The following is a 26073-nucleotide window of genomic DNA, read 5'->3' on the forward strand; positions in this document are numbered from 1 at the left end:
CCCGCCCACGGTTCCAGGACGCGGACCGCGCGGGAATCGCGCAGACTGACGCCATGGAGGCGACTAGGGAGTGGGTGCCGGGAGAGGTCGTGCTCGGCCTGTACGAGGTGCTCGGCGTGGTGCACAGCGGCGGGATGGGGGTGGTGCATCGGGTGCGTCATCGCGGCTGGCGGGTGGACATGGCCGTGAAGACGCCGCGACCCGAGCTGGTCCGGACCCCGGAGGACCGCGCCTACTTCGAGGCCGAGGCCGGCACGTGGATCGGGCTCGGGTTGCACCCGCACACGGTCGCCTGCGCCTATGTCCGCACGATCGAGGGCGTGCCCCGGGTGTTCGCGGAATGGGTCGACGGCGGCAACCTGGCTCAGGCCGTGAGCAGTGGAGAGCTGTACGCGGGCGGCCGGCAGGCGGCGCTGGCCCGCATCCTCGACATAGCCGTGCAGACGGCGTGGGGGCTCGAGCACGCACACGAGGCGGGGCTCGTCCACCAGGACGTCAAGTCCGCGAACGTGATGCTGGAAGCTGACGGCACGGCGAAGGTGACCGACTTCGGCCTGGCCAAGGCCCGAGCGGGGAACGGCGAGGCGGCGCGGCCTGGAGGCCGTCCGGAGACGGTCACCTTCGGCGGGATGACGCCCGCGTACTGCTCCCCGGAGCAGGCGGCCGCGGCCGCGGGGGACCGGGACGTCCGGCTGACCGCGGCGACCGACGTGTGGTCGTGGGCGGTGACCGTGCTGGAGATGTTCGCCGGACGGCTGCCGACGCGCCGCGGCCAGGCCGCTCGGGAGGCGCTGGAAGCCGTACTGGACGACGACACGCCGGTGCCGGTCCCGCCGGCGGTGGTGACCGTGCTGCGCCGGTGCCTCACCAAGGACCCGGCGGCGCGTCCGGCCGATTTCGGGGAGTTGGCGGCGACGCTCGTCGAGGCGTACCGCGAGGTCCTCGGCGCCGACTACGAGCGGCCCGCGCCCAAGGCGGCGCGGCTGCTGTCGGACGGCCTGTCGAACCAGGCCCTCTCGCTCCTGGACCTCGGCCGGACCGAGGAGGCCGAGGAGTTGTGGCGGCGGGCGATCGGCACCGACCCGTACCACCTGCCGTCGGTCTACAATTTCGGCCTGCACCGATGGCGGGCGGGCCAGGAGACCGGCGAGGAGGTCGTCTCCAACATCGAGGCCGCGCTGGCCGCGTCCGGAGCCGGCCGGGCGGGCTACGGCGCCCTTCTCCTGGGTGCGGTGCAACTGGAGCGGCACGAGGACGAGCCGGCCGGTGAGCTGCTGCGGGAGGCGGTCGCGGCCGATCCCGCCTCCCCGGACGCCGCCGAGGCGCTGGCCGAGTGGGAGCGCCGCCCGCCGCAGATCCGTGCCGACCTCGACCCGCGGGCCCGGAAAGGCCCACGTCGCGTGGAGGACGACATCTCCGCGGTCGCGATCAGTGCGGACGGCGGCCTCGTCCTGTCCGGCGATCGGACGGGCAGGCTGCTTCTGTGGGCGACGGATTCCGGCCGGCGACAGCGCACACTGGCGAGGCGCGGGCAGCCGGTCGCCGCCCTGGCGATGGACGCGGCCGGGGCGCTCGGGGCCGCCGTCCTGGAGGACGGCACCGTCGACCTGTGGGATCTCAAGCGAGGCCGGCGGCTGCGGAGGCGGCCGGCGGTGAACGATGTCCAGACCGTGGCCGTGAGCGGCGACGGCCGATACGTCGCGACAGGGTCCGCGCAGGGCACGATCCAGGTGTGGGAGACCGGCGAGGCGCGCTGCGTCGCCGCTCTGCGCGGACATGCCGGACCCGTCACATCTCTGGCGCTGAGCCAGGACGGCGGCAGAGCCCTGTCCGCGTCGTTCGGCTCGGACCATGACTGCACCGTCCGCTCGTGGGACGTGGGAAGCGAACAATGCGCCGGCATGCTGGCCGGGCCCGCCAGAGGGACGTTGTACGGCCGTCCCGTCCACACCAGCGCGATGGACGTCGGCGGCGTGTCAGCCGACGCTCGATACGCCGTGGTCGCCTGGTGGCAGGGGCCGCTCACCCTGTGGGACGCGCGGCGGTGCGCCGTGGTCAGCGAGGTGCCGCACGCATGGCGGCACGTGGAGGACGTCGCGCTCGCCGCGGCAGGGCCGACCGTGGTGACCTCGGCGGACGGCGGCTCGCAGGTGCAGGTGTGGGAGGCCTCGACCGGCCGCTGCCTGCGCACGATCGACCGGGAACTGCCGTCCGACGCCCGCTGGGCGTGCTCCATCGACGTCAGCGCGGACGGCCGGGCGGCGGTGGTCGGCCTGCCCTGGGGGCGCATCGCGGTGCGTTCGCTTCCCACCGGCGGCTATCAGGCCCCGTGGTACTACGCGCGGCCGCGGTCGGCCGGCGAACTCACCCGCGCGGACGACGTGTTCCGCGATCTGGTGGACCGCGCCGACGAGTTGGCGAGCCGGGGCCGGCACTCGGCCGCGGCGGAGGCGCTGAGGTCCGCCCAGCGGATGCCCGGCTTCGGCCTTCACCCGGACCTGCGGGCGGCGTGGGCGCGGGTGGGCGAGCACGGCCGCAGGTCCACCCTGCTCAGCGCGTCGCCGCTGTACTCCTACGACGGGCACAGCGAGTTCACGCAGCCCCCGACGTTGGCCCTGCGCGAGGACGGTCTCATCGCGGCGACCGGCCGCTGGACCGGTGAGGTGGACGTCTGGGACGTCGCCGCAGGGGAGCGGCTGCACACCTTCGACCGAGGCGAGGGCGGAACCGCCAGGGACATCCGGTTCGGCGTGGACGGGATGCTGCTCCTGGTCCTGACGTCCTCGGGCACGATCCGCCAGTTGAGCCTCGAAACCGGCGTCAAGCGCCTGTTCACCGACGAGTTCGGCGCCATCAGCGCGTTCGCGGTGAACCCGGTGGGCGACCGCATCCTGATCGGCGACCGGACCGGCGGCCTCCGCCTCCGCGACCTGCCCGCGGGAAGCATCCTGCACGCGTGGCGGGCGCACGGCGGCAGCGTCCACGCGGCGGCGCTCAGCCCGGACGGCCGGTTCGCGGCCACGCACGGAGGCACGCACCCGGAGGCGAACCGCTTCGGCGGCCCGCTCGACGAGAACGAGATCCATCTGTGGCCGCTGGGGGAGGACCGCCCCGCGTGGACGCTGCGGTCGCGTCCGCGCGACGAGCGCCTGGACTTCAGCGCGGACGGCCGGACCCTGTTCGTCTCCCACGGCCTGTTCGTCGGCGCGTGGGACGTGGGCACCGGCGACCTCCGGTACTCCTTCCGCAGCCAGGGTGCGAGCGGTGGGATGGACACCCCCGTCGCCTTCAGCGCCGACGGCAGGCTGGGCGCGTCCCCCGACCAGAACGCGCTGCACGTGTGGCGGACCGGCACCGGCGAGATCGTCACCGCCCTGCCGATCCCGAACCTCCTCAGCGTGTTCGCCCTCAGTGCCGACGGGACCTTCGCCGTCACCGGCGAGGACCGGCAGGTCCGGGTGTGGGAGGTCGGCTCCGGGCGCTGCCTGCGCACCCTGGAAGGCCATGGCGCGACGCTCTACAGCGCGGCGCTCAGCCGGGACGGCACCCTGCTGGCCACCACCGACCTCGGGTCGGGCATGTGGGTGTGGGAGATGGCGTGGGACTTCGACTTCCCGCCCGCCGCAGGTGACTGAACAGCGCCCATCGAGGTCTGCGCCCCAGCACGCCTGACGGAGAGCAGCAGAGGGAAGCGACCGATCGCCCTCTATTCTAGTACTAGAGTAAGCAGGTGGCCGCAGACCTGACGCCAGCTGAGTTGACCTTGCTCGGCCTGCTCGTGGAGAAGCCGAGGTACGGCTACGAGCTGGACGAGGTCATCACCGCCCGGGGCATGCGCGAGTGGACCGAGATCGGCTTCAGTTCGATCTACTACCTGCTGACCCGGCTCCGCGACCGCGGGCTGATCACCGAGGTCGACGCGCCGCGTCCCGTCCGGGGAAAGGCGCGCCGCGTGTACGAGCCCACATCCGCGGGCCGCGAGGCGTGCGCGAGGGCGGCCGAGGCCGCGGTGGCCGAACTCCGGCCGGTGTTCCCGCCCCTCCTGGTCGGGCTGGCCAACCAGCCGGTCGTTCCGCCCGAGCGCCTGCGGGCCGCGCTCGACCGGCGCGCCGCCGCCCTGGCGGAGCGGATGGCCGCCATCAGAGCGGCCCGCGACGCTCAACCCGGCATGCCTGGTTTCGTCCGCGCCATCTTCGACTACTCGCTGGGCCAGCTGGCCGTCGAGCAGCGGTGGCTGGCCGACTACCGGGCGGCCGGAGCCGACGACCGATCCACCACCGAGCCCCGAGCCAGAAAGGCAGACGGCCATGACGACCCGCTATGACATCAAACGAGAACTCAAGCAGTGCTACGCGCCGAAGAACACCGACTGGGCGCTGGTCGACGTGCCCGCGCAGCGGTTCATCGCCGCCGACGGAAGCGGCGACCCCAACACCAGCGCCGGCTACGCCCGCGCCGTCGAGGCGCTCTACGCCGTCGCCTACACGATCAAGTTCGCCAGCAAGGCCGACCTCGGCCGGGACTTCGTCGTCGGGCCGCTCGAAGGGCTGTGGTGGTCCGACGACCCGGAGGTGTTCGTCACCCGCGAGAAGGGCGCCTGGCAATGGCGCATGCTCATCAGCCAGCCCGACTGGATCAGCGACGACTTCATCGAGGAGGCCAAGCGGGCCGCGCTGGCGAAGAAGGGCCTGCCGGCGATCGCCGAGGTCCGCCGCGAAAGCCTGAAGGAGGGCACCTGCGCCCAACTCCTGCACGTCGGACCCTACGACGATGAGGGCCCTGCACTCGCCAGGCTCCATCACGAGTACCTCGCCGCCCACAACCTGCGGATGTCCGGGCACCATCACGAGGTCTACCTCGGCGACCACCGCCGGACCGAGCCCGCCAAGTTCAAGACCGTCCTCCGGCAGCCCGTTCAGGCGGCGGACTGATGCGGCCTCCGGGGCAGATCGCCATCTGCCCCGGAACCTCAACGGAAGTAGCCGTTCACGACCATCGGCAGCGACGCGTCCAGGCCCGCCATGTTCAGCACGCCCTCGTCGCGAGGGTCGCCGATGGTGTGCCCGTTCGCGGCCATCGCCGCGAGCACGACCCGCACGTCGCCGTTCACGGCCCTGCGGTAGGCGGCGAGCGCCTGCGACGGGTGCTGCCGGCCCGCCCACGTCTCGTTGTCGGTGAAGACCACGACCCCGTCGACGTCGAGGCGCTGCTGCTGCGCCCACTGGAACGGCAGTGACAGGTCGGTGCCGCCGCCGCTGGGCCGCCACGAGCCGATCTCGCGCAGGTTGGTGCGCGCGGTCACCCTGGAGGCGTGCACGGCGGTGTCGACGTCGATGACGTGGCAGTCGCCGCCCTCGATGCGGTGGAGGATGACCGCCATGGCGTTGCCGACCTCGTAGCAGGACCCCAGCGTGGTCCCGCCGTGGCGCACGCCGCCCCACGACATCGACCCGGACGAGTCGACCGCGATCAGCAGCCGCCGGCCGGACGGCTCCATGTGCCCGAACGACAGCTCGTACGCCTCGTCGAGCGCGTCGGCGATCGCGGGCACCGGCGACCAGCGCTGGACGTCGGCGCGCGGGTTCGGCTGCGCGTGACCGGCCCCGTACACGCGCAGAGCGAGGAACAGGTCCATCGGGTGGATCCGGGCCTTCGCGAGCGCGTCGGCGTCAGTGAGCCGGGTTGCGGCGCGGCGGGTCGCGTCGCCCATCGGGGTCAGCGTCCCGATCCGCGTCATCCGGGACAGGTTCCGGATCAGCGCGGTCATCCCGATCGTGTCGACGAGCTCGTCCCACACGCCCGGGTCGGTGAGAACCGCGTCGGGGAGGAACTCCCACGGCACGCCCCGGTCCTGCACGACGTCGATCGCCGCGACCGGGCTGGTGACGGCCTGCGCCGTAAGGAACGCGTCCACCGAGGGCACCTGCGTCCGCACGTCCTCGTCGGAGACGTTCCCAGCGATCCACCCGAACAGGGCGCGCCGCGCCGGTGAGTCGGCCTTGGGGTGCGCGATGCGAAGCGCGTCCCGCAGCGCGAACGCCTCCCCGGACGGGGTCTTGCGCTGGCGCGCCTTGCACACCCGCCACGCGACCTGGTCGACGTCGCCCTTGAGGAACCACGACGCGAGCGCGGTCCGCATCGCGCGCCCGATCACCGGCGCGGTCCCGCCGGCGGTGGCCTTGCCGCCGAGGTTCTTCCAGTACCCGAAGAACGTCGCGAAGTGGTCCGTCGTCCGCGCGACCTGCGCCAGCGACGCCTTCACGGCCTGCCGCGTGTCGGCGTCCCCGCGCGCCGCCGCGGCGGCCAGGACGAACAGCGCGGGACGGTTCTTCGGAGCCCGAGGCGGACGCGCAGTAGAGATCTCCGTCGCGAGGTCGACGACCCGGACACCGTCCGCGGCGATCGCGTCGAACACGACCTGCGCGTTGTCGGCGGTGAGCCTGTCCTCACCGACGTAGTAGGTGCCGCCGGTGGTGCCGAGGATGAGGAAGTCCTCCAGCCGGGTCCACAGGTCCTTGGCGAACCCGTAGCCGCCGGCGTTGTTGCGGACCTGCTCGGTCTCGCGGCCGGGAATCGGCCGGCTCTGCGGCGTGTCGACGGTGGACACCGAAGCGAGAGGGTCACGGGCCATTAGGGGCCTCCAGGAGTTTCGACCCGCCGGTGGGGCGGATGTGGGGGAGCGGTCGGCCTGCATAGGGGAGGGCGGATGTGGTTGCGCCCGCCGGGTTTTTGCCCAATGCGCTGCCTGACTGCGCCACCAGCCGACTTCGTCGGCTGGGCAGGATTCGAACCTGCGACCCTTGGATTACGATAACCGGCGGACTTCGACCCGCCCTCCCATATGCGTATAGCCCGACCCGTAGGGCCGGGTGCCGGCACGGATGTGGAAACGACCACCGGATTGCATCTGTTGGAAAGAGATAACCGATGGCCTTCGACCCGTGCGGGCACCGGGCCCGACGCGCTGATCAAAAGGTAGCCCGCCCCGGATCCGTTCGCATTCGAATATCGGCGGGCCCGCTCATCCCGTCGCTGATGCGCCGGCGGCATCCGCGTCGCCTTCTCGCGGCCAGCGCCCCTCTATGTGCAGTTGGATGAGCGCGGCGTGGGAAAGAGGGCTGGCGGGATCGGTGACGTCGCCGTTGGTGGTGTAGTCGAGGAGCACGACATCCTTCTTCTCGCGGAGCCGCTCCACCAGATCGGCGACGCGGTGTTCGAGAACCCACCGGTAAGCCGGCAGGTAGATCCGGCGCCTGGCTGACTCATAGGACAGAAGTCGGTCGCCGTGCAGGCCGGTGCGGTGGCCTTTGACAGGGCCGTGTCGACGCACCGTCCGCTTCAACCCCTTCATCGTGGTGATCTCGAGCTTCGCGGGGTCGACATCGGACCCGTCGAAGACCTTGAGAGCCTGCCAGATCCCTTCCACGGACTGACTGGTCACGCCGTCGCAGTAGGGGACCGGGATGCCGCCGTGCGGGTAGAGCGGACTCAACCGCACCCACGGCTCCGGCGCCTTGGAGGTCACATCGATGAACTCCGCGCCTGGAAACTCCGCCCTCAGCGACACCATCCCACGGCGACGGCCGACAACACGGATCGACAACTGGAGGCTCCCTGTCTCGCTGACATGAGCCGCCAGCATCCCCGATGCCACTGACAAACAGGACCGAGCCCACCCGGCCCGCCGCGTTGTTGTGGGGAGCGGCCGGCTCGTGTGGGGGAGGGCGGATGTGGTTGCGCCCACCGGGTCTAAGTGCTCTCCCGATTGAGCTACCCCCTATCCGCACCCACCGCCGCCAGTGGCGGCCCCGCTGCCGCCGACTCGCCCCGCACCGGCAGACCCCGGTGATGAGTTCTCGCGGCCGCACCCGTCACACCTATGACGGAACACGACGAGAGGGAAGGATGACGTGATGAGTGCGGACACGCGGCCGGCGGAGGTGAGCGTGAGCGGGCTGGGCGAGGTCGACGAGCCGGCGTTCTCGGGGCTGGCGGAGCGGCACCGGCGGGAGTTGCACGTCCACTGCTACCGGATGCTCGGATCGTTCGAGGACGCCGAGGACACCGTGCAGGAGACGTTCCTGCGCGCCTGGCGGCGGCGGGAGACCTTCCAGGGGCGGTCGACGTTCCGGGCCTGGCTGTACCGGATCGCCACCAACGCCTGCCTGGACCTGCTCGCCAAGCGCCGCCCGGAGCCGGCGACGGGCGGCGAGGTGCCGTGGCTGCAGCCCTATCCGGACCGGCTGCTCGACGAGCTGCCCGCGGGCGACGCGGACGAGCCGGAGGCCGTCGCCGTCGCGCGGGAGACGATCGAGCTGGCGTACCTGGTCGCCGTCCAGCACCTCGCACCCCGCCCGCGGGCCGTGCTGATCCTGAGGGACGTGCTCGGCTGGCCGGCCAAGGACGTCGCGGAGCTCCTCGGGGACTCCGTCAACTCCGTCAACAGCGCGCTGCAGCGGGCCCGCGCCGGGATGCGGGAGCACCTGCCCGCCGAGCGGCAGGACTGGACCGGCGGGGAGGGGGACGCCGGGACGCGCGAGCTGGTGCGCCGCTTCACCGACGCCAGCGTGGCCACGGACGTCGACGGGCTCGCCGCGTTGCTTCGGGACGACGTGCGCTTCTCCATGCCGCCCACGCCGGGCCTGCTCGTCGGCCGCGACAAGGTGGTGAACGACTGGATCGAGGACGGCTTCGAGCGCCTGGAGGGCCTGCGCGCCGTCCAGACCTCGGTGAACCGGCAGCCCGCCGTCGCCTTCTACCTCTGGCAGGAGCGGGAGGGCGCGTACCTGCCGCTGACGCTCGACGTGCTGCGCATCACCGGCGGGGCGATCAGCGAGCTCGTCACGTTCCACGGTGACCGGTTCGCGCGGCTCGAGCTGCCCGAGCGCCTGCCGGCGGACGGCACGGAGTAGTCCCGGTGCGGACGCTCACGCTGCGCGGCGGCGCACGTGTCGCGGTGGCCGCGGCGGACTGGTGCGACGCGTTCGGCGTCGTCACCCACGGGCGGGTGCAGCTGGAACTGCGCGGGGGTGAGCCCGGACCGGTACTCGGACGCGACGCCGGGTTCTGGCTCCGGGGCACCGGCGTCCGCGCCCTGCGGAACCCCGGCCGCCGCACGGCGAGGGTACGCGTCGTCACCCCTAAGGCCGGGACCGTCACACGCCAGTCAACCCACCCCTACGCCAGCCACCGAATGACGGAGAATGACATGAACGCCATGAATGACACCGGGGTCGTCGCAGACCCGGCACCGGGTCGGACGGGCCACACCCGCGGACTCCGCAGGCTCGCCGTCACCGGCCTCATCGCCACGCTCGCGGCGATGGTGGCCACCACCCTCGCCGCCGCGCTTGCCCAGGCCGCCGGCGTCGACTTCGAGCTCCCCGCCGGCGGCGAGTCGATCCCGTTGCCCGGGTTCGCCGTGGTGACCGGCTTCTTCTCGGTCGTGGGCATCGTCATCGCCGCCGCTCTTCTTCGCTGGAGCGCCCGCCCCGCCGAGCGGTTCGTGTGGACGGCGGTGTCGCTGACCGCGATCTCGTTGGTCCCGCCCTTCCTCTCCGGGGCGGACACGGCCACCATCACCGCACTCCTGGGGCTGCACCTCGTCGCTGCGACGGTGATGATCCCCACCCTGGCGCGGAGCCTCCGTTCAGCAGGGGCACCCGGACGGCCGCGCGACGTCCGCGCCCGGCCATGACGTGACACCGTCCGACTGCGGGCCTGGAACACCAACGGTCTGCGGACTACGGGCCCCGCCGCCGGTTCGCGCCGTCGGCGGGCGCTGATCCGATCATGGTGAGCACCTCGGACGTCGGGCGGACGTCGCCGAAGGAGCGGTAGACGGTGTGCAGGGTGGCGTTGTGGTCCTGGTCGCGGCGTGCCGCGTTCGCGTCGGCGACCATGATGACCCGGAGTCCGAGAGTGCTCGCGTCCCGTGCCGAGGACTCGCAGCACACGTTGGTGACGGTGCCGGTGATGAGCACGGTGTCGATCGCGCGCTGCTCCAGCAGGTCGGGAAGGGGGCAGCGCCCCGGAAAGAAGGCGCTGGCCGCGGACTTCTCCACCAGCAGATCATCGGCATGGACCACGAAGTCACGCCACAGGCGCTCGGTCATCGGGCCCACGCCGCCGGAAGTACGGTACTTCTCGGCCGTTTCCGGCCCGAAGAACTCGTCGGCCACCGCCGTGCGTTCGCCCACCGCGGGCAGGACCCAGGCGACCGTGCCGCCCGCCGCCCGGAGGGCATCGGCGAGGCGGCCGATGTTGGGCACGATCCCCCGGCAGTAGGGGTTGTCGGAGACGAAGAACGGCACCATGTCGATCACCACCAACGCCGTCCGAGCCGGAACGAGCCGCGTGAACGCGAAGCGACGGCCACGGCGGCGCTCATGCCGGGCGTACTCCCGGGCCTCGATCCGCCACTCGTGCTGCCGCACCCCGACCTCCGACAGCACGGCCTCCTCGATCTCCGGCACGCCCGCGCCATGGAGACGGGCGGGTCCTTCGCCGGCCTCAGCGCGCTTCCGCATTCTCCCTGAGGGGGTCAGGTTCCCATCACTCCGCCAAGGTCCTTGCCTTGCCGACGCGGATGCCCGGCCCAGCGGACCAGATTGTGAAAAAGCTCGGCCTGCTCGATCGCGTCGTCCAGCGCATTATGCGTGTGAGGGCGGTCCGACAGCAGCTCGCCGGGCATCTGGCGTTTGGTCGAGCGAATGATCGGACTGCGGGCCTTGGTGGCGTAAGCGGTCTTGAGATCGATGTGCCGGGAGTGTCCGAAAGGGGATCCGGCCTCAGCGAACCGCGTCCAGTACCAGTACAGGAACATCCAGTCGAAGCCGAGCGGATACGCCACCAATACCGGCGACCCACCCGCCGATGCCGCCACCGCGGTCACCCAGTCAGCGGCCGCGTTCATGGCCTCGCCCGGATCGCGCCCCTCGACGGCGAGGCGGTCGCGATCCAGGCCACTGACCGCCAATGCCTCCGGGACGTAGGCGTCGCTGATCGGTTTCAGCTCCGCGTAGAACGTGGTCTCGGCCGGATCCACCGGCCTGAACTCGTCCCCGTCGAAGCTTCCACATGCGCTCATGCCGAAGCTCAACATGGAATACGGCCCCGGAATCGGCCCATCGGCCTCCACGTCAACCGAAAAATAAACCTCACACCTGCTCATCGGCGTTCCCCGTCCCGTTCCAGAACAGACTTCTTACCATGTCGAGCAGCGATCCACTCCCTAGGCGGGATGGAGAGCCGGGCTGCCCAAGCCCGACAAGCGGGCCTATGGCATGTCGTAGACGGTGACGGAGATGCCGGGTTCGGTGAGCTGGTTGATGACGAGGGGTTCGATGCGGTCCCATCGTCCGCCGGCCAGGCCGCAGCCGATGCGGGGCATGTGGACGGTCGCTTCGAGGTCGATGGCCCGTGCGGCCAGCCGGTGGAGGCATTGCTCCACTGCCTGGTAGCGGATCGGCGGGCCGGAGCTTCGGCCGGTCTTGATGCCGTGTTGGCCGATCATGTTGGCGACCCAGATGTCGGGTCGGACCTGGACGAGCTGGACCGCGCCCAGTTCGAAGTCGTTGGTGGCGCGGTCGCGGTGCCAGCGCCGGTAGGCCGCTTCGGGCTCCGGCCAGCGTCTGGATATCGCCAGGACGAAGCCCTTGCCCCATCCGCCCCGGTTGTTGCAGATGTGCGCGATGATCTTGGGGCCCTTGGCCTGCGGGGAGGTCGCGTCGCCCTGGAGGTAGCGGATCTGCGCCATGATCGCCACGATATCCGGCATTCCGACGAACCGGCTGGTCAAGCCGCCTGGGCGGCCGGCTCGTCAGGGCTCGATGGGTTGGCAGGTGGGGCACCAGGTTGTTCTGCGGCCGGATAGGCGGCGGGCTTCCAAGGGGGTGCCGCAGCGTGGGCAGACGGGGGGCTTGGCGTCTCGGGCGCCGGTCAGCCAGGTTGGTCGGGGTGGGACGCGTTCCGCCTTGATGGAGTCGCGGAGGACTCGGCGCATTGCTCGGTGGAGAGCGGCGACCTCGGGGGTGGTCAGGGCGCGGGCGGGGCTCAGGGGGTTGATGCGGGCCCGCCAGCAGATCTCGTCGGCCAGGAGGTTGCCGAGGCCGGCGATGACCGATTGGTCGGTGAGGGTCGTCTTGAGACGGCCGCGGTGGTGGGAGAGGGCGGCCGCCAAGGCGTTGCGGGAGAAGTCCAGGGCGTCGGGGCCCAGGTTCTCAAGGGTCTCGTCCGCCTCTCTGGTGCTGGCGGCCAGGTGGACGCCCTGCAGTTTGCGCATGTCGCGGAAGCGCAGTTCGCCGTCGGGGAGCCTCCAGATGACGCGGTCGTGGCGGTGGCGGGGCTCGTCCGGGTGGTGCCACGTGAGCGAGCCCGTCATGCCGAAGTGGAGCAGCAGCACCGGGCCATGAGCCGGGGCCAGCAGCCACTTGCCGTGGCGGTGCGGTTCCTCGAAGCGGTGGCCGCGCAGCGCCGTGTCCAGGCGCCGGGCGGTGACTCCGCGCAGGACTCCGGAGTCGAGCACCGATACCGAGGCGATCCGCTTGCCGGTGTGCTCGGCGAGCACCCGGCGGAAGCCTTCGACGTCTGGAAGTTCCGGCATGGCGGGTCCCTACCCGCCGCCGGCTCAGGTCTGCGCGACGACGTGGGGCGCGATGCTGGAGAGCTTCTCGCAGGTCTCCTCGTACTCGCGGTCGGGGGTCGAGGCGCTGACGATCCCGGCGCCCGCGCGCAGCCACGCGCGGCCGTTCTCGGCGTAGAGGGCGCGCAGGACGAGGGCGGAGTCCAGCGCGCCGTCATGGGAGACGGTGACGACGGCGCCCGAGTACAGGCCGCGGCGCTCCTCCAGGCGGGTGACGGCCTCGATCGCCTCCGGCTTCGGGATGCCGGACGCGGTGACGCCGGGGAAGAGGGCGTCCAGGGCGTCCCATGCGGTGCGGCCGGGGGAGAGGGTGCCGCTGACACTGGAGCCCAGGTGCTGGACGGTCCCGCGCTCCTTCACCGTCATGAAGCCCGTGACACGGACGCTCTCCCGTTCGCACACCCGATACAGCTCCTCTTGGGAGGTGCGGACGGACACGGCGTGCTCGTAGATCTCCTTGGGGTCGGTCTCCAGGTCGCGGCGGGTGCGCGCGTCGGTGTCGGCGCCGAGGCCGAAGGCGCGGGTGCCGGCGAGGGGCTGGGTCATGACGTGCCCCGCCGGGTCGACGCTCGCGAGCACCTCGGGGCTGAACCCGGTGGCCTGGAAGCCGCCCAGGTCGAGCAGGAACGAGCGGGCCGGGGTGTTGGCCTCGCGGCCCCGGACGTAGGTCGAGACGACGTCGACCGGGTGGGGGACGTCCAGGCGGCGCGACACGATGACCTTCTGGTAGCGGCCCGCGTGGATGTCGGCCACGGCCTCGGCGACGCGCGCGCGGTAGGGGTCGCCGCCGACGCGGACGTCGACGGGGGAGGGCTCGCCGACGGGGTGGCCGTCCGGCTTGGCCAGGAGCTTGGTCACCTGCTCGATGTCGGTCCGGTCGACGCCGGTGACGGTGACGCGGCCGTGCTCGGCCCGTACCTCGGTGCGGGGGACGATCAGGTGCGCGAGCCGGCCGGTGGGGCGAGGAGCGGCGGACTCGAACGCGATCCAGCCGTAGGCGTTCCACGCGGGCAGCGGAGCGTCGGCGAAGGTCTCGCGGAGCGCGTCGGCGGGACGGCCCGTCCAGGGTCGGCTGGTGAGGGCCCGGCCCGGCCAGTGGGCGTGGACGGCGTCGGCGTCGAGGACGACCTCGGCGAGCATGCCCCCCGCGAACGTCCATGAGCCGGGCCGCTCGTACACGACGTAGTCGCTGAACAGGCCCGATCCGGCCAGGCGGGCCATGAGGGCGAGCGGTGCCGAGGAGTGCTCGACGACCGGCTCGGCGGGGTTCGGCAGACCAGTGGACAAGGCGGCTCCCTTTCGCGGCCGGAGGTCGAACTTAGGTAAGGCTAACCTTGCATGATTTTCTTAGGCAAGGCTAACCTAATTCGCTATGGCGGAGCCGACGACGGAAGAGTTGAGCGTGCAGGAGCAGACGACGGCGCGGCGACGCGAACTGATGCGGCGGATGATGGCCGAGGCCGGCCTGGGCGCGGACACCGCCCGGCTCGCCCCTCGCGGAGCGGACGGACCGGCTCCCCTGTCCCACGCGCAGCAGAGCATGTGGCTGCACCACCGCGCCTTCCCGGACAGTCCCGCCTACAACGTCTGCCTGCTCATCCGCATGTCCGGGCCGCTCGACGCAACGGCTCTCCGCGAGGCGCTGCGGGGGCTTATCCGGCGGCACGCCGTCCTCCGCACCGTCTACGCGGACGCGCCCGGCGAGGGTGCCGTGCAGATCGTCACCGAGGACGACTCGCTCGACCTGCCGCCCGTCGCCTGTGCGGACGCCGAGGAGCGGGCGGCGCGGCTGGCCGCGGTCCCGTTCGACCTGCGGGCCGGACGGCCGATCCGGCTGGAGCTGCTCAGGCTCGGCGAGGACGAGCACGCGCTGGTCCTCGTCGTGCATCACATCGCCTGGGACGGCATGACCTGGGGTTCTCTCTCACGCGACCTCTCCGCGCTCTACCGCGCCGCCCTCGCCGGTGAGCCCGGCAGACTGCCCTCGCTGGACGTCCAGTACGCCGACTACGCCGACTGGGAGCAGCGGCGGCCCCCCGCCGAGGACGACCTCGCGTACTGGCGCGAGCACCTCGATCCGCCGCCCGCTCCGCTCGACCTGCCCGCCGACCGGCCGCGCGGCGCGGTCGTGTCCGAGCGCGGGGGACGGCGGGCGCGCCGCTTCGACGACGCCGTGACCGAGGGGATGCGGAAGCTCGCCGCCGAGGAGAACCTCACCCCGTACATGGTGATGACCGCCGGCTACGCGGTCCTGCTGCACCGCTACACCGGCGCCGAGGACGTGGCGGTCGGGTCGTCGGCGATGAACCGCGAGCACGCCGAGGTGGAGCGGCTCGTCGGAAACTTCGGCAACACGCTCGTGCTGCGCGCCGACCTGTCCGGGGCGCCGACGTTCCGGGAGGCGCTGCGCCGGGTAGGCCGCACGGTCACCGAGGCGTTCGCGCACCAGGCGCTGCCGTACGACCGGCTCGTCCGGGAACTGCGGCCCGCGCGCGGACGGGGGCGCTCGGCCTTCTTCGACACGATGCTCCTCTTCCTCGCCCAGGAGATCGGCGAGCTGGACCTGCCCGGCATCACGTCGAGCTGGACGCACGTCCACAACGGCACCACGCACTTCGACCTGTCGCTGGAGGCTTTCGTCCGGCCGCAGGGAATGACGGTCGAGGCGACGTTCCGGCGCGAGTTGTTCGAGGACGAGCGCATCGACGCGCTGCTCGCCCACCTGGAGACGCTCCTCCGCGACGCGCTGGCCGACCCCGACCGGCCGATCGGCGCGCTGGAGGTCATGAGCGCGGGGGAGCGCGCCCTGATCGCTGAGGCCAACGCCACCGACCGCGCCCTGCCCGCGACCGACGCCGTCGCGCTGTTCGAGGAGCAGGCGGCACGGACACCCGGTGCCACGGCGGTCGAGGCGGGCGGAACCGCACTCACCTACGCCGACCTGGAGGAACGGGCGTCCGCGCTCGCCGCGGAGTTGCGCGCCCGAGGCGCCGGGCCGGAGACCGTCGTCGCGCTCGCATTGCCGCGCACGCCCGATCTCGTCGCAGCCCTGCTCGGCGTCCTGAAGGCGGGCGCCGCCTACCTGCCGCTCGACCTCGACCACCCCGCCGGCCGGCTCGCCTCCATGCTGGACGACGCCGGGCCGCTCTGCGCGATCGTCACCGGCGAGACCGCGCCGCTCCTCCCGGACGGGACGGACCTCCTCGTCCTCGACGGCTCTCGGCGCAACGCCGGAAACACGCGCACGCCGATCCGGCGCCCGGACGACCTCGCGTACGTCATCTACACCTCCGGCTCCACCGGCCGCCCCAAGGGCGTGGCGATCCCGCACCGCGCGCTCGCGAACTTCCTGCTCACCACCCGCGACCGGCTGAACCTCGGCACCGGTGACCGGCTGGTCGCGGTCACGACCATCGCGTTCGACATCGCCGCCCTTGAGCTGCTCGTTCCCCTGACCAGCGGGGCGACGGTCGTCCTGGCGGCCCGCGACACCGTCCGCGACCCGGCCGCGCTCGCGAGGCTCCTGGCGGGCGCGACGGTCGTCCAGGGAACCCCGTCGCTGCTCGGCACGCTCGACCCGGCCGCGTTCACGGGCCTCCGGGTCCTGGTCGGCGGCGAGGCGCTGCCGCCCGCGCTCGCCGCCTCGCTGGCCGGGTCCGCGTCGCTCGCCACCAACATGTACGGGCCGACCGAGGCGACGATCTGGGCGACCTCCGCGGACCTGCCCGCGGAAGGCATCGGCACCCCCTTCTGGAACACCCGCGCCCACATCCTGGACGCCCGCCTGCGCCCGGTCCCGCCGGGCGTCCCAGGCGAGCTCTATCTGGCGGGCGCGCAGCTCGCCCGCGGCTACGCCGGACGCCCCGACCTCACCGCCGAGCGCTTCGTGGCCGACCCGTTCGGACCGCCCGGATCCCGCATGTACCGGACGGGCGACCTCGCGCGCCGCGCCCGCGACGGGTCCGTGGAGTACCTCGGCCGCACCGACGACCAGGTGAAGATCCGCGGCTTCCGGATCGAGCCCGCCGAGGCGCAGGCCGTGCTCGCCGCGCAGCCCGGCGTCGCGCAGGCCGCGGTCGCCGTCCGGGAGGACCGCCCCGGCGACCCCCGGCTGGTCGGCTACTACGTCCCCGCCGAGGGGCTGGACGAGACCGGATTGCGCGAAGCGCTCGCCAGGGCGCTGCCCGAGTACATGGTGCCCTCCGCCCTCATCGCGCTGGACGGACTGCCCCGGACGGTCAACGGCAAGCTCGACCGCGCCGCGCTGCCCGCCCCCGAGGCCGAGGTGTCGGGACGGGCGCCGCGCGACGCCCGCGAGGCCGCCCTCTGCGCGATCTTCGCCGAGCTGCTCGGCGTCGAGGGGGTCGGCATCGACGACGACTTCTTCGCCCTCGGCGGGCACTCGCTGCTGGCGGCGCGCCTCGCGGCCAGGGCCCGGGCCGTGCTCGGCGCGGAGCCGACCATCGCGGACGTGTTCGAAGCGCCGACCGTCGCCGCGCTCGCGCCCCGCCTGGTCGCGACCGGCACCGTCCGCGTCCGCGACGTGGCGCGCCCCGAGGCCGTCCCCGCCTCGGCGGCGCAGCGCGGCCTCTGGCTGGAGGAGCGGCTCCGCGGCCCGTCCGCGTCCTACTCGCTGCCGCTCGGCATCCGCCTGCACGGCGCGGTCGACGAGGACGCCCTCGACCAGGCGTTCGCCGATGTCGTCGCCCGCCACGAAGCGCTGCGCACCCTCCTCGTGGAGGGGCCGGACGGCCTGCCCGTGCAACGCGTCCTCGACCCGGACGTCCCCGTGCGCCTCGCCGTGCTCGACGCGCGGGGCGAGACGCCGGAAGGGCGCGCGGCCATCGAGAAGGCCGCCACCGCCCACGTCTTCGACATCGGACGCGACCTCCCCGTCCGCGGCACCCTCGTGAGGACGGGCGACGCCGAATGGTCGCTGATCCTGCTCCTGCACCACGCCGCCGCCGACGAGTGGTCGTTCACCCCGCTGCTGGCCGACCTCGCCCGCGCCTACGAGGCGCGCCGGGACGGACGGGGCCCCGGCTGGGAGCCCCTGCCCGTCCAGTACTCCGACTACGCGGCCTGGCAGCGCGAAGCCGCCCCCGCCACGGCGCCGCAGCTCGACTTCTGGGCGGAGGCGCTCGCCGGGCTGCCCGAGGAGACGGTCCTGCCGCTCGACCGGCCGCGCCCGGCCGAGGCGAGCCGGCGCGGCGGGCTGGTGCCGTTCCGGCTCCCGGCGGCGGGGGCGCGGCGCCTGGCCCGCGAGGCCGGCGCAAGCGTGTTCATGGTGCTGCACGCCGCCGTCGCCGCGCTGCTCCAGCGGTCCGGCGCGGGCGACGACATCGCCCTCGGCTCCCCGATCGCGGGACGCGCGGACGAGGACCTCGCCGGCCTCGTCGGGGTCTTCGTCAACCCGCTGGTGCTGCGCACCGACCTGTCCGGCGACCCGACGTTCGCCGAGCTGCTCCACCGGGTCCGGTCCGCCGACCTCGCCGCGTTCTCCCACGCCGGCGTCCCGTTCGAGCGGGTCGTGGACCGGCTCGCCCCCGAACGCTCCCTCGCCCGCAGCCCGCTGTTCCAGGTCATGGTCGTCCACCGGCGGCTGGACGACGTCCGGCTCGCGCTGCCCGGCGTGCGCGCGGAGCCGTTCCTGCCGGAGACCGGCGGTGTGAAGTTCGACCTCGACCTGTACTTCGCGGAGGGCGAGGTCGAGGTCGAGGGGTTCGCCGCGTTCGCGGCCGACCTGTTCGACGCCTCGACCGTCGAGCGGCTCATGGACGACCTGGGCGCGCTGCTCGACCGGGTCGCCGCCGATCCCGGCCGCAGGCTGTCCTCGCTCGGCGCGCCCGTCGAGCACCCGGACACCGCGCGCGCCCTCCCGGCCCTGACGGCCGCAGGCCTTATCGAGGCGCAGGTGGCGCGGACCCCGCACAAGACCGCCGTGGTGTTCGGCGACGCCGCCCTCACCTACGCCGAACTCGACCGCCGCGCCGAAGCGCTCGCCGACCGGCTCGCCGCCGCCGGGGCCCGCCCCGAGCAGGTCGTCGCGCTCGCGCTGCCCCGCTCGGACGAGTTCGCCGTCGCGCTCTACGCCGTGCTCAAGACGGGCGCCGCCTACCTGCCGATCGACCTGGCGTACCCGCCCGCCCGCGTCGCGGCGATGCTCGACGCCGTCCGGCCGCTGCTGGTCCTCGGCCGCGACGAGCCGCCGGCGGACGCCCCCCGCCGCGCACGTCCGGACGTCCACCCCGGCCACACCTCCTACGTCGTGTTCACCTCCGGCTCGACAGGAAGGCCGAAGGCCGTCGCCGGAACCCAGCGCGCCCTCGCCAACCGGCTCGCCTGGGGCGCGGGCCTCGCCGCGCCCGGCATCCGCGCCGCCAAGAGCTCGCCCGCCTTCATCGACGGCACGACCGAACTGCTCGGCGGCCTTGCCGCGGGCGACACCGTCGTCATCGCCGACGAGGAGACCGCCGCCGACGCCGTCGCGCTCGCCGACTTCATCGACCGCCACGGCATCGGCCTCGTCACGCTCGTCCCGAGCCTGCTGGCCGCGCTCGTCGACAACGGCCTGCCGACCTCGGTGACCACGTGGATCAGTAGCGGCGAGGCACTGCCCACCGCGCTCGCGGACCAGGTGCCGGCGCGGCTGGTCGACCTGTACGGGTGCTCGGAGGCCGCCGGGGACAGCCTCGTCGCCGAGGCGGGCGGGCTGCGTCCCATCGACAACACCCGCGCCCACGTCCTCGACGCCGCGCTCCGCGAGGTCCCCGTCGGTGAGCTGTACCTCGCGGGCGACGGGCTGGCGCGCGGCTACCTCGGCGACCCCGCCCGCACCGCCGAGCGCTTCGTCGCCGACCCCTTCGGCCCGCCCGGCTCCCGCCTCTACCGCACCGGGGACCGCGTCCGGCGCCGCCCGGACGGCGGACTGGACTTCCTCGGCCGCGCCGACGACCAGATCACGATCCGCGGCTTCCGGATCGAACCGGGGGAGGTGGAGGCCGCGCTCGCCGCGCTGCCGGGCGTGCGGCGGGCCGCCGTCACCGCGCACGGATCCCGCCTGATCGGCTACGTCACGGGCGATGTCGAGGCAGAGGCGCTCGACGCCCCGCTGCGCGCCCTGCTGCCCGACTACCTCGTCCCCGCCGAACTGGTGGTCCTGGACGAGCTCCCCCTCAACCCGAACGGCAAGGTCGACCGGCGAGCCCTCCCCGAGCCCGGCCGCCCGCCCGGCGGACGCGCCCCCGCCACCGAGCCCGAACGCGTCCTCGCCCGGCTCGCGGCGAGCGTCCTCGGCCGCGACGCCGTGAGCGCCGACGACGACTTCTTCCGCACCGGAGGCGACAGCATCAGCGCGGCGCTCCTCGTCGCCCGAGCACGCCGCGCCGACCTGTCGTTCACCGTGCGGGACGTCTTCCGGCTGCGGACCGTGGAAGCCCTCGCCCGGGCCGCCGCGCCCTCCGAAGGGAAGAAGACGGCCCAGGCGGCGGGCCCGGCGGGCGAGCTTCCGCTCTCGCCGCTCCAGGAAGGCCTGCTCTACCACCTGATGCTGGCGGGCGAGGGCCGTGACATCTACGTGCAGCAGGCCGTGGTGGCGCTGTCCGGCCCGGTCGACCCCGAGCGGATGGCGCGGGCGGCGCGCGCCACGCTGGAGAAGTTCCCCAACCTCCGCGCCGGGTTCCGGACGGACGGCGACCGCGCGGTCCAGTTCGTCCCGGACGACTTCGAGACCCCGTGGACGCACGCCGACGTGCCCCCGCGGGACCTGGAGGCGTTCGTCGACGCGCAGCGCGCCGAGCCGTTCGACCCCGCCGCGCCGCCGCTGATCCGGTTCGCCCTCGCCCGCCTCGCCGAGGACGACCACCGGCTGGTCCTCACCTCCGAGCTGATCCTGCTGGACGGCTGGTCCGGCGGCCTGCTCGTCACCTCGCTGCTCGACGCCTACACCGACGCCGCCGCCGAGGCCCGCCGGCCTGTCGCGCCCTTCCGCGCGTTCCTCGACTGGGTGAACGGCCGCGACAGGGACGCCGCGACCGGCGCCTGGCACCGCGCGCTCGACGGCTTCGACGAGCCCGCCCTCGTCCGGCCGGGCCTGGTCGGCGCGCCCGCCGACCTCGCGGGCGCCGGCGAGGTGCGCCGCGAGCTGCCCGCCGGACTCGCCGAAAGGCTGGACGAGGTCGCCCGGGACAGGGGCGTCACCACCGGCACCGTCTTCCAGGCCGCCTGGGGCCTCGTCCTGATGGGCCTCACCGGACGCGACGACGTCGTGTTCGGCGCCTCGGTGTCCGGACGCCACCCCGACGTGGACGGCGTCGAGTCGATGGTCGGCCTGCTGTTCAACACCGTCCCCGTCCGCGTGCAGGCGGGCCCGGCGGACGCCCTCGCCACGGTCCTCGACCGGGTCCAGGCGGCGCAGTCCGACCTGTTCGACCACTCCTTCGTCGCGCTCGCCGACGTCCAGCGCGCCACCGGGCTCGGCACCCTCTTCGACACGCTGTTCGTCTTCCAGAACTTCCCGGGCATGCCGACCGACCGCGCCTTCGGCCCGGACGGCGGCCTGCGGGTCCTCGGACGCGAGGTCCGCGACGCCACCCACTACCCGATCACCATGGTCGTGGAGCCGGACGCCGGGCTGCGCGTCATGTACCGGGGCGACGCGTTCACCGAGGCCGAGGCCGAGCGCGTCACCGACCGCTACGTCCAGGTGTTGCGGCGGCTCGCCGAGGCGCCCGGATCCCCGTGCAGCCGACTCGACCTGCTCGTCCCGCAGGAGCACGACCGGCTCCGGCGCGACTGGGACGACGCGCGCCATCCCGTCCCCGAGCTGACGGTCGCGGAACTGCTCGCCCAGCGCGCGGCCGAGCGGCCCGGCGACCCCGCGCTCGTCTCCCTTCCGGACGTCCGCCTCACCTACGGCGAGCTGAACGCCGAGGTGAACCGGCTCGCCAGGCTCCTGCTGGCCCACGGCGCGGGTCCTGAGAAGGTCGTCGCGCTGGCCATGCCGCGCTCGGCGCAGATGGTCGTCGCCCTGTTCGCCGTCCTGCGCACGGGTGCCGCCTACCTGCCGCTGGAGCTCGACTACCCGGCCGACCGGCTCGACTACATGCTCCAGGACGCGGCACCGGTCTGCCTGGTCTCGCACCGCGACATCGCCGCGGGCCTCACCCACTCCGGCGCCACCCTCGCGCTGGACGACCCCGCGACCGCGCAGGCCCTAGCCGCGCAGCCCGGCCACGACCTGGCGCCAGACGAAGTCCCCGGGTTCGCGCCCGGCACGTCCGGCAGGCTCGACCACCCCGCCTACGTCATCTACACCTCGGGCTCCACCGGGCGGCCCAAGGGCGTGGTGACGCCCTACCGCGGCCTCACCAACATGCAGTTCAACCACCGCGCCAACATCTTCGACCCGGTGGTCGCGTCGGCGGGGCGCCGCCTCCGCATCGCCCACACCGTCTCGTTCTCCTTCGACATGTCGTGGGAGGAGCTCCTCTGGCTCATCGAAGGCCACGAGGTCCACGTCTGCGACGAGGACCTCCGCCGCGACGCCCAGGCCCTCACCGCCTACCTGCGGCAGCACGAGATCGACGTCATCAACGTGACGCCGACCTACGCCCAGCAGCTCCTGGAGGAGGGCCTTCTGGACGGCGGGCACCGGCCGCCCCTCGTCCTCCTCGGCGGCGAGGCCGTCCCGGCGGCGGTGTGGGAGCGCCTCGCCCGCGCCGAGGGCGTCCTCGGCTACAACCTCTACGGCCCGACCGAGTACACGATCAACACGCTCGGCGGCGGCACCGGGGACAGCGCCACCCCGACCGTCGGCAGGCCGATCTGGAACACCCGCGGGTACGTCCTGGACGCCTGGCTGCGGCACGTCCCGCCAGGCGCCCCCGGCGAGCTGTACATCGCGGGCGCCGGACTGGCGCGCGGCTACCTCGGCCGCGCCGACCTGACCGCCGAGCGCTTCGTCGCCGACCCGTTCGGCCCGCCCGGATCCCGCATGTACCGGACGGGCGACCTCGTGCGCGTGCGCGACGGCGGCGACATCGACTTCCTCGGCCGCACCGACGACCAGGTGAAGATCCGCGGCTACCGGGTCGAACCGGGAGAGATCGAGACCGCGCTCGCCGCCGAGCCCGGCGTCGGGCAGGCCGCCGTCGTCGCGGCCGAGACCGGTGTCCCCGGCGTGAAGCGCCTCATCGGCTACATCGTCCCCGACGGCTCCCGCGAAGGCGCCGCCGAAGAGCAGCTCGCCGAGTGGCGGCAGATCTACGACACCGAGTACACCGAGGTCGGCACGGTCGTCCACGCCGAGGAGTTCGCGGGGTGGGACAGCAGCTACGACGGCGCGCCCATCCCGCTGGACGACATGCGCGAGTGGCGGGAGACCACCGTCGAGCGCGTCCGCGCGCTCGGTCCCCGCCGCGTCCTGGAGATCGGCGTCGGCGCGGGCCTTCTCCTCACCCGGCTGGCCCCCCGGAGCGAGGAGTACTGGGGCACCGACTTCTCCGAGCCGGTCATCGCCAAGCTCCACGCCGACCTCGGCGGAGGCACCCGAGGGCCGGCGTCCCGTGACTGGCAGGATGCGGGCCCGGGCTCGCCCGTCCGCCTCAGCTGCCGGCCCGCCCACGACACCGACGGCCTGCCTGAGGGGTACTTCGACACCATCGTGATCAACTCGGTGGTGCAGTACTTCCCCGGCGCCGCCTACCTGGAGGACGTCGTCGCCAAGGCGATGCGCCTGCTCGCCCCGGGCGGCGCGCTGTTCGTCGGAGACGTCCGCGACCTGCGCACGGTCCGCTGCCTGCATGCCGCAGTCCAGCTCGGGCGCGGCGGAGGCGACCTGGACTCGATCGAACGCGCCGTCCGCCTGGAGAAGGAGCTCCTCCTCGACCCCGCGTTCTTCGCAGCGCTCGACGTCCCGGCCCGCGTGGACGTCCTCATCAAGCGCGGCACCCGCCACAACGAACTGACCCGCCACCGCTACGACGTCGTCCTGCGCAAGGACGCGGCCCCCGCCCCGCCGACGCCGGCCGTCGACTGGACCACCCTCGACGACCTCCGGGACAGGCCCGCCGGGCCGCTGCGGGTGAGAGGGATCCCCGACCCGAGGTCGTCGGGCGAGGCCGCGGCGCTGCGGGCGCTGCGGGAGGGGGCCTCCGCGGACGAGGCGCGCGCGGCGCTGACCTCGGCGCCCGAAGGGATCGAGCCCGAGACGCTGCACGGACTGTTCCCGGACGCCGTCCTCACGCCGTCCGACGAGCCCGGTCGCTACGACGCCGTGTTCGGCGGGGGAGCGGCGTGCCCGCCGGCCGAGCCCGGCCGCGCGCCCGCCTCGTACGCGAACGACCCGGTCGCCGCGCGCGACCACGGCGTGCTGGCCGCCCGGGTCCGCGAGAGCCTCCGGGCGCGCCTGCCCGGACACATGGTCCCGAGCGCGATCATGACGCTGGACGCGCTGCCGCTCACGGTGAACGGCAAGCTCGACCGGCGCGCCCTCCCGGGCCCCGGGCAGGACGCCCCGCGCCGCGCGGGACGGGCCCCGCGCACCCCCGTCGAGCGCCTGCTCTGCACGCTGTTCGCCGAGGTCCTGGACGCGCCCGGCGCCGGGATCGACGACGACTTCTTCGACCTCGGCGGCCACTCGCTGCTCGCGACGAGGCTCGTCGGCAGGGCGCGGGCGGTGCTCGGCGCCGAACTGGCCATCCGCGACCTGTTCGAGGCGCCGACCGTGGCGGAACTGGCCGGGCGCCTGCACCGCGGCGCCGAGTCGCGGGCCCGGCCCGTCCTGGAACCGCGGGAGCGGCCCGAGCGGGTGCCGCTGTCGTCCGCCCAGCGGCGGCTGTGGATGCTCGACCAGCTGCTCCGCGAGGACGACGGGCCCCGCGACGCCTACCACCTGCCCCTCGCGGTCCGGCTGCGGGGCGGCCTCGACCTCGCGGCCCTGGAGGCGGCGATCGGGGACGTCACCGCCCGGCACGAGAGCCTCCGGACGGTCTTCGCCGAACACGACGGCGTGCCTTACCAGCGGATCCTCGCCCCCGACGAGGCGAAACCCGTCCTGGAGGTGGCGACCTGCGCGCCCGAGGACGTCATCGCCAGGCCGTTCGACCTCGCCGAACAGATCCCCCTGCGGGTGGTGGTGTTCCAGGAGGGCGAGCGGGAGCACCTGCTGCTCGCCGTCTTCCACCACATCGCGTTCGACGAATGGTCGTTCGGGCCGTTCGCGCGCGACGTGGCCGAGGCCTACGCGGCCCGGCTGGACGGCAAGGAGCCCGCCTGGGCCCCGCCGCCCGTCCAGTACGCCGACCACGCCCTCTGGCAGCGCGAGCTCCTCGGCGACCCGGCCGACCCCGGCAGCGTCCACGCCCGGCAGCTGGACCACTGGGCGCGGACCCTCGCGGACCTGCCCGAGGAGATCCCGCTGCCAGTGGACCGGGCGCGCCCCGCCACCGCCGGGCAGGTCGGCGGCACCCTCACCGCCGACCTGCCGCCCGGCCTCACCGGCCGGCTCAGGCGCGTCGCGCGGGAGGCGAACGCCAGCGTGTTCATGGTCTGCCAGGCCGCCGTCGCCGCGCTGCTGCACCGCATGGGCGCGGGAGACGACATCCCCCTCGGCAGCCCCGTCGCCGGGCGCACGGAGGAGGCCGCGCGGGACCTCGTCGGCTTCTTCGTGAACACGCTCGTCCTGCGCGCCGACGTGTCCGGCGACCCGACGTTCGCGGAGCTGCTCGCCCGCGTCCGGGAGGCCGGCCTCGCCGGCCTCGCCCACCAGGACCTGCCGTTCGAGGCGGTCGTGGAGGCGCTGCGCCCGCGCCGCGTGCCCGGCCGCAACCCCCTGTTCCAGGTGATGGTCGGGTACGAGAACCAGGGCGCCGGCGACGTGCGGTTCCCGGGACTGGAGCAGCGGGAGGCGCTGTTCGGGCCGGGCGCGGCGAAGTTCGACCTCGACTTCATCTTCCGGGAGGGACCGGACGGGCTCCGGCTGGTCCTCGACCACTCCGCCGACCTGTTCGACCGCGCCACGGCGGCCGCGCTGGCGGACGGCCTGATCGCGCTGCTCGGGGCCGTCGCCGACGATCCCGGCGTCAGGGTCGGATCGCTGCCGGCCGTCCTGACCGCCCGCACCGTGACCGCCGAGGCGGCCCCGGAGGCGGCGCGCCGGGACGACGGACGGGAGGCGGTCCTGTGCCGGATCTTCGCCGGAGAACTCGGCGTTCCCGAGGTCGCCCCGGACGACGACTTCTTCGACCTCGGCGGGCACTCGCTGCTCGCGATGAAGCTGGTGCGGCGCATCAGGCGCGAGCCCGGCTGCGCGGACCTGAGGATCGCGGACCTGATGGCCGCCCCGACCGCGGCGGGGCTGCTCGCCCGGCTCGGACCCGCCGGAAGTGAGGCGGCTCATACCGGCCCGGGCATTGTCTAGTTAGGTAAGG

Annotated in this window: 13 protein-coding genes; 6 read left to right on the plus strand and 7 right to left on the minus strand. The window is 73.5% G+C overall.

Annotated elements, in window-relative coordinates:
• Window positions 1-53 precede the first annotated feature (53 nt).
• From ABWI07_RS20190 to ABWI07_RS20200, 3 genes are all read left to right on the plus strand, one after another.
• Window positions 54-3635 (plus strand): protein kinase domain-containing protein, encoded by a 3582-nt coding sequence (locus ABWI07_RS20190; RefSeq protein ID WP_353819468.1) that lies wholly within the window; start codon window positions 54-56, stop codon window positions 3633-3635.
• 95 nt (window positions 3636-3730) lie between these two features.
• The gene (locus tag ABWI07_RS20195; protein WP_353819469.1) at window positions 3731-4324 is read left to right on the plus strand and encodes a PadR family transcriptional regulator; all 594 of its coding nucleotides are present in this window, start codon (window positions 3731-3733) and stop codon (window positions 4322-4324) included.
• A complete protein-coding gene (locus ABWI07_RS20200) occupies window positions 4308-4931 on the plus strand; it encodes a GyrI-like domain-containing protein (protein ID WP_353819470.1) in 624 nt (207 codons plus the stop codon). The genes ABWI07_RS20195 and ABWI07_RS20200 overlap by 17 nt, the downstream gene beginning before the upstream one ends.
• 38 nt (window positions 4932-4969) lie before the next feature.
• Here ABWI07_RS20200 and ABWI07_RS20205 read toward each other — a convergent pair whose 3' ends face one another.
• Both ABWI07_RS20205 and ABWI07_RS20210 read right to left on the minus strand, forming a co-directional pair.
• Window positions 4970-6631 carry a TROVE domain-containing protein gene (locus ABWI07_RS20205; RefSeq protein WP_353819471.1) on the minus strand — a complete coding sequence of 554 codons (1662 nt, stop codon included), beginning with the start codon at window positions 6629-6631 and terminating at the stop codon, window positions 4970-4972.
• Between the two features lie 390 nt (window positions 6632-7021).
• Complete coding sequence (locus ABWI07_RS20210) at window positions 7022-7603, minus strand: DUF6939 family protein (RefSeq protein ID WP_353819472.1); 582 nt, start codon at window positions 7601-7603, stop codon at window positions 7022-7024.
• Window positions 7604-7913: 310 nt separating this feature from the next.
• On the opposite strand from ABWI07_RS20210, the gene ABWI07_RS20215 reads away from it, so the two are divergent.
• On the plus strand, window positions 7914-8912 hold the full coding sequence (locus ABWI07_RS20215) for an RNA polymerase subunit sigma-70 (protein ID WP_353819473.1): 999 nt from the start codon (window positions 7914-7916) through the stop codon (window positions 8910-8912).
• A 5-nt stretch (window positions 8913-8917) separates the two neighbouring features.
• Window positions 8918-9697, plus strand: coding sequence for a DUF6069 family protein (locus tag ABWI07_RS20220; RefSeq protein ID WP_353819474.1), 780 nt, complete (start codon window positions 8918-8920; stop codon window positions 9695-9697).
• Between the two features lie 46 nt (window positions 9698-9743).
• On the opposite strand, the gene ABWI07_RS20225 is transcribed toward ABWI07_RS20220, so the two are convergent.
• From ABWI07_RS20225 to ABWI07_RS20245, 5 genes are all read right to left on the minus strand, one after another.
• Entirely contained in the window at window positions 9744-10475 is a 732-nt protein-coding gene (locus ABWI07_RS20225; RefSeq protein ID WP_353819475.1) for an isochorismatase family protein, read from the minus strand.
• 68 nt (window positions 10476-10543) lie between these two features.
• Window positions 10544-11173, minus strand: a complete 630-nt coding sequence (locus ABWI07_RS20230) for an exonuclease (protein WP_353819476.1) — start codon at window positions 11171-11173, stop codon at window positions 10544-10546.
• Window positions 11174-11278: 105 nt separating this feature from the next.
• Window positions 11279-11758, minus strand: a complete 480-nt coding sequence (locus tag ABWI07_RS20235) for a macro domain-containing protein (RefSeq protein ID WP_353819477.1) — start codon at window positions 11756-11758, stop codon at window positions 11279-11281.
• Window positions 11759-11821: 63 nt separating this feature from the next.
• Window positions 11822-12604, minus strand: coding sequence for an Fpg/Nei family DNA glycosylase (locus tag ABWI07_RS20240; RefSeq protein ID WP_149258721.1), 783 nt, complete (start codon window positions 12602-12604; stop codon window positions 11822-11824).
• 24 nt (window positions 12605-12628) lie between these two features.
• Complete coding sequence (locus tag ABWI07_RS20245) at window positions 12629-13930, minus strand: salicylate synthase (RefSeq protein WP_353819478.1); 1302 nt, start codon at window positions 13928-13930, stop codon at window positions 12629-12631.
• Between the two features lie 85 nt (window positions 13931-14015).
• On the opposite strand from ABWI07_RS20245, the gene ABWI07_RS20250 reads away from it, so the two are divergent.
• The gene (locus ABWI07_RS20250; protein WP_353819479.1) at window positions 14016-26063 is read left to right on the plus strand and encodes a non-ribosomal peptide synthetase; all 12048 of its coding nucleotides are present in this window, start codon (window positions 14016-14018) and stop codon (window positions 26061-26063) included.
• The last annotated feature ends 10 nt before the right edge of the window (window positions 26064-26073 follow it).

Source organism: Actinomadura sp. NPDC000600 (assembly GCF_040492135.1).
Classification (GTDB): domain Bacteria; phylum Actinomycetota; class Actinomycetes; order Streptosporangiales; family Streptosporangiaceae; genus Spirillospora.

What these genes read in the sequence shown, in the direction of transcription:
- ABWI07_RS20235 (WP_353819477.1), bottom strand. Translation starts at nt 11,758, where the DNA reads ATGGCGCAGATCCGCTACCTCCAGGGCGACGCGACCTCCCCGCAGGCC.
- ABWI07_RS20200 (WP_353819470.1), top strand. Translation starts at nt 4,308, where the DNA reads ATGACGACCCGCTATGACATCAAACGAGAACTCAAGCAGTGCTACGCG.
- ABWI07_RS20240 (WP_149258721.1), bottom strand. Translation starts at nt 12,604, where the DNA reads ATGCCGGAACTTCCAGACGTCGAAGGCTTCCGCCGGGTGCTCGCCGAG.
- ABWI07_RS20230 (WP_353819476.1), bottom strand. Translation starts at nt 11,173, where the DNA reads ATGAGCAGGTGTGAGGTTTATTTTTCGGTTGACGTGGAGGCCGATGGG.
- ABWI07_RS20190 (WP_353819468.1), top strand. Translation starts at nt 54, where the DNA reads ATGGAGGCGACTAGGGAGTGGGTGCCGGGAGAGGTCGTGCTCGGCCTG.
- ABWI07_RS20250 (WP_353819479.1), top strand. Translation starts at nt 14,016, where the DNA reads ATGGCGGAGCCGACGACGGAAGAGTTGAGCGTGCAGGAGCAGACGACG.
- ABWI07_RS20205 (WP_353819471.1), bottom strand. Translation starts at nt 6,631, where the DNA reads ATGGCCCGTGACCCTCTCGCTTCGGTGTCCACCGTCGACACGCCGCAG.
- ABWI07_RS20215 (WP_353819473.1), top strand. Translation starts at nt 7,914, where the DNA reads ATGAGTGCGGACACGCGGCCGGCGGAGGTGAGCGTGAGCGGGCTGGGC.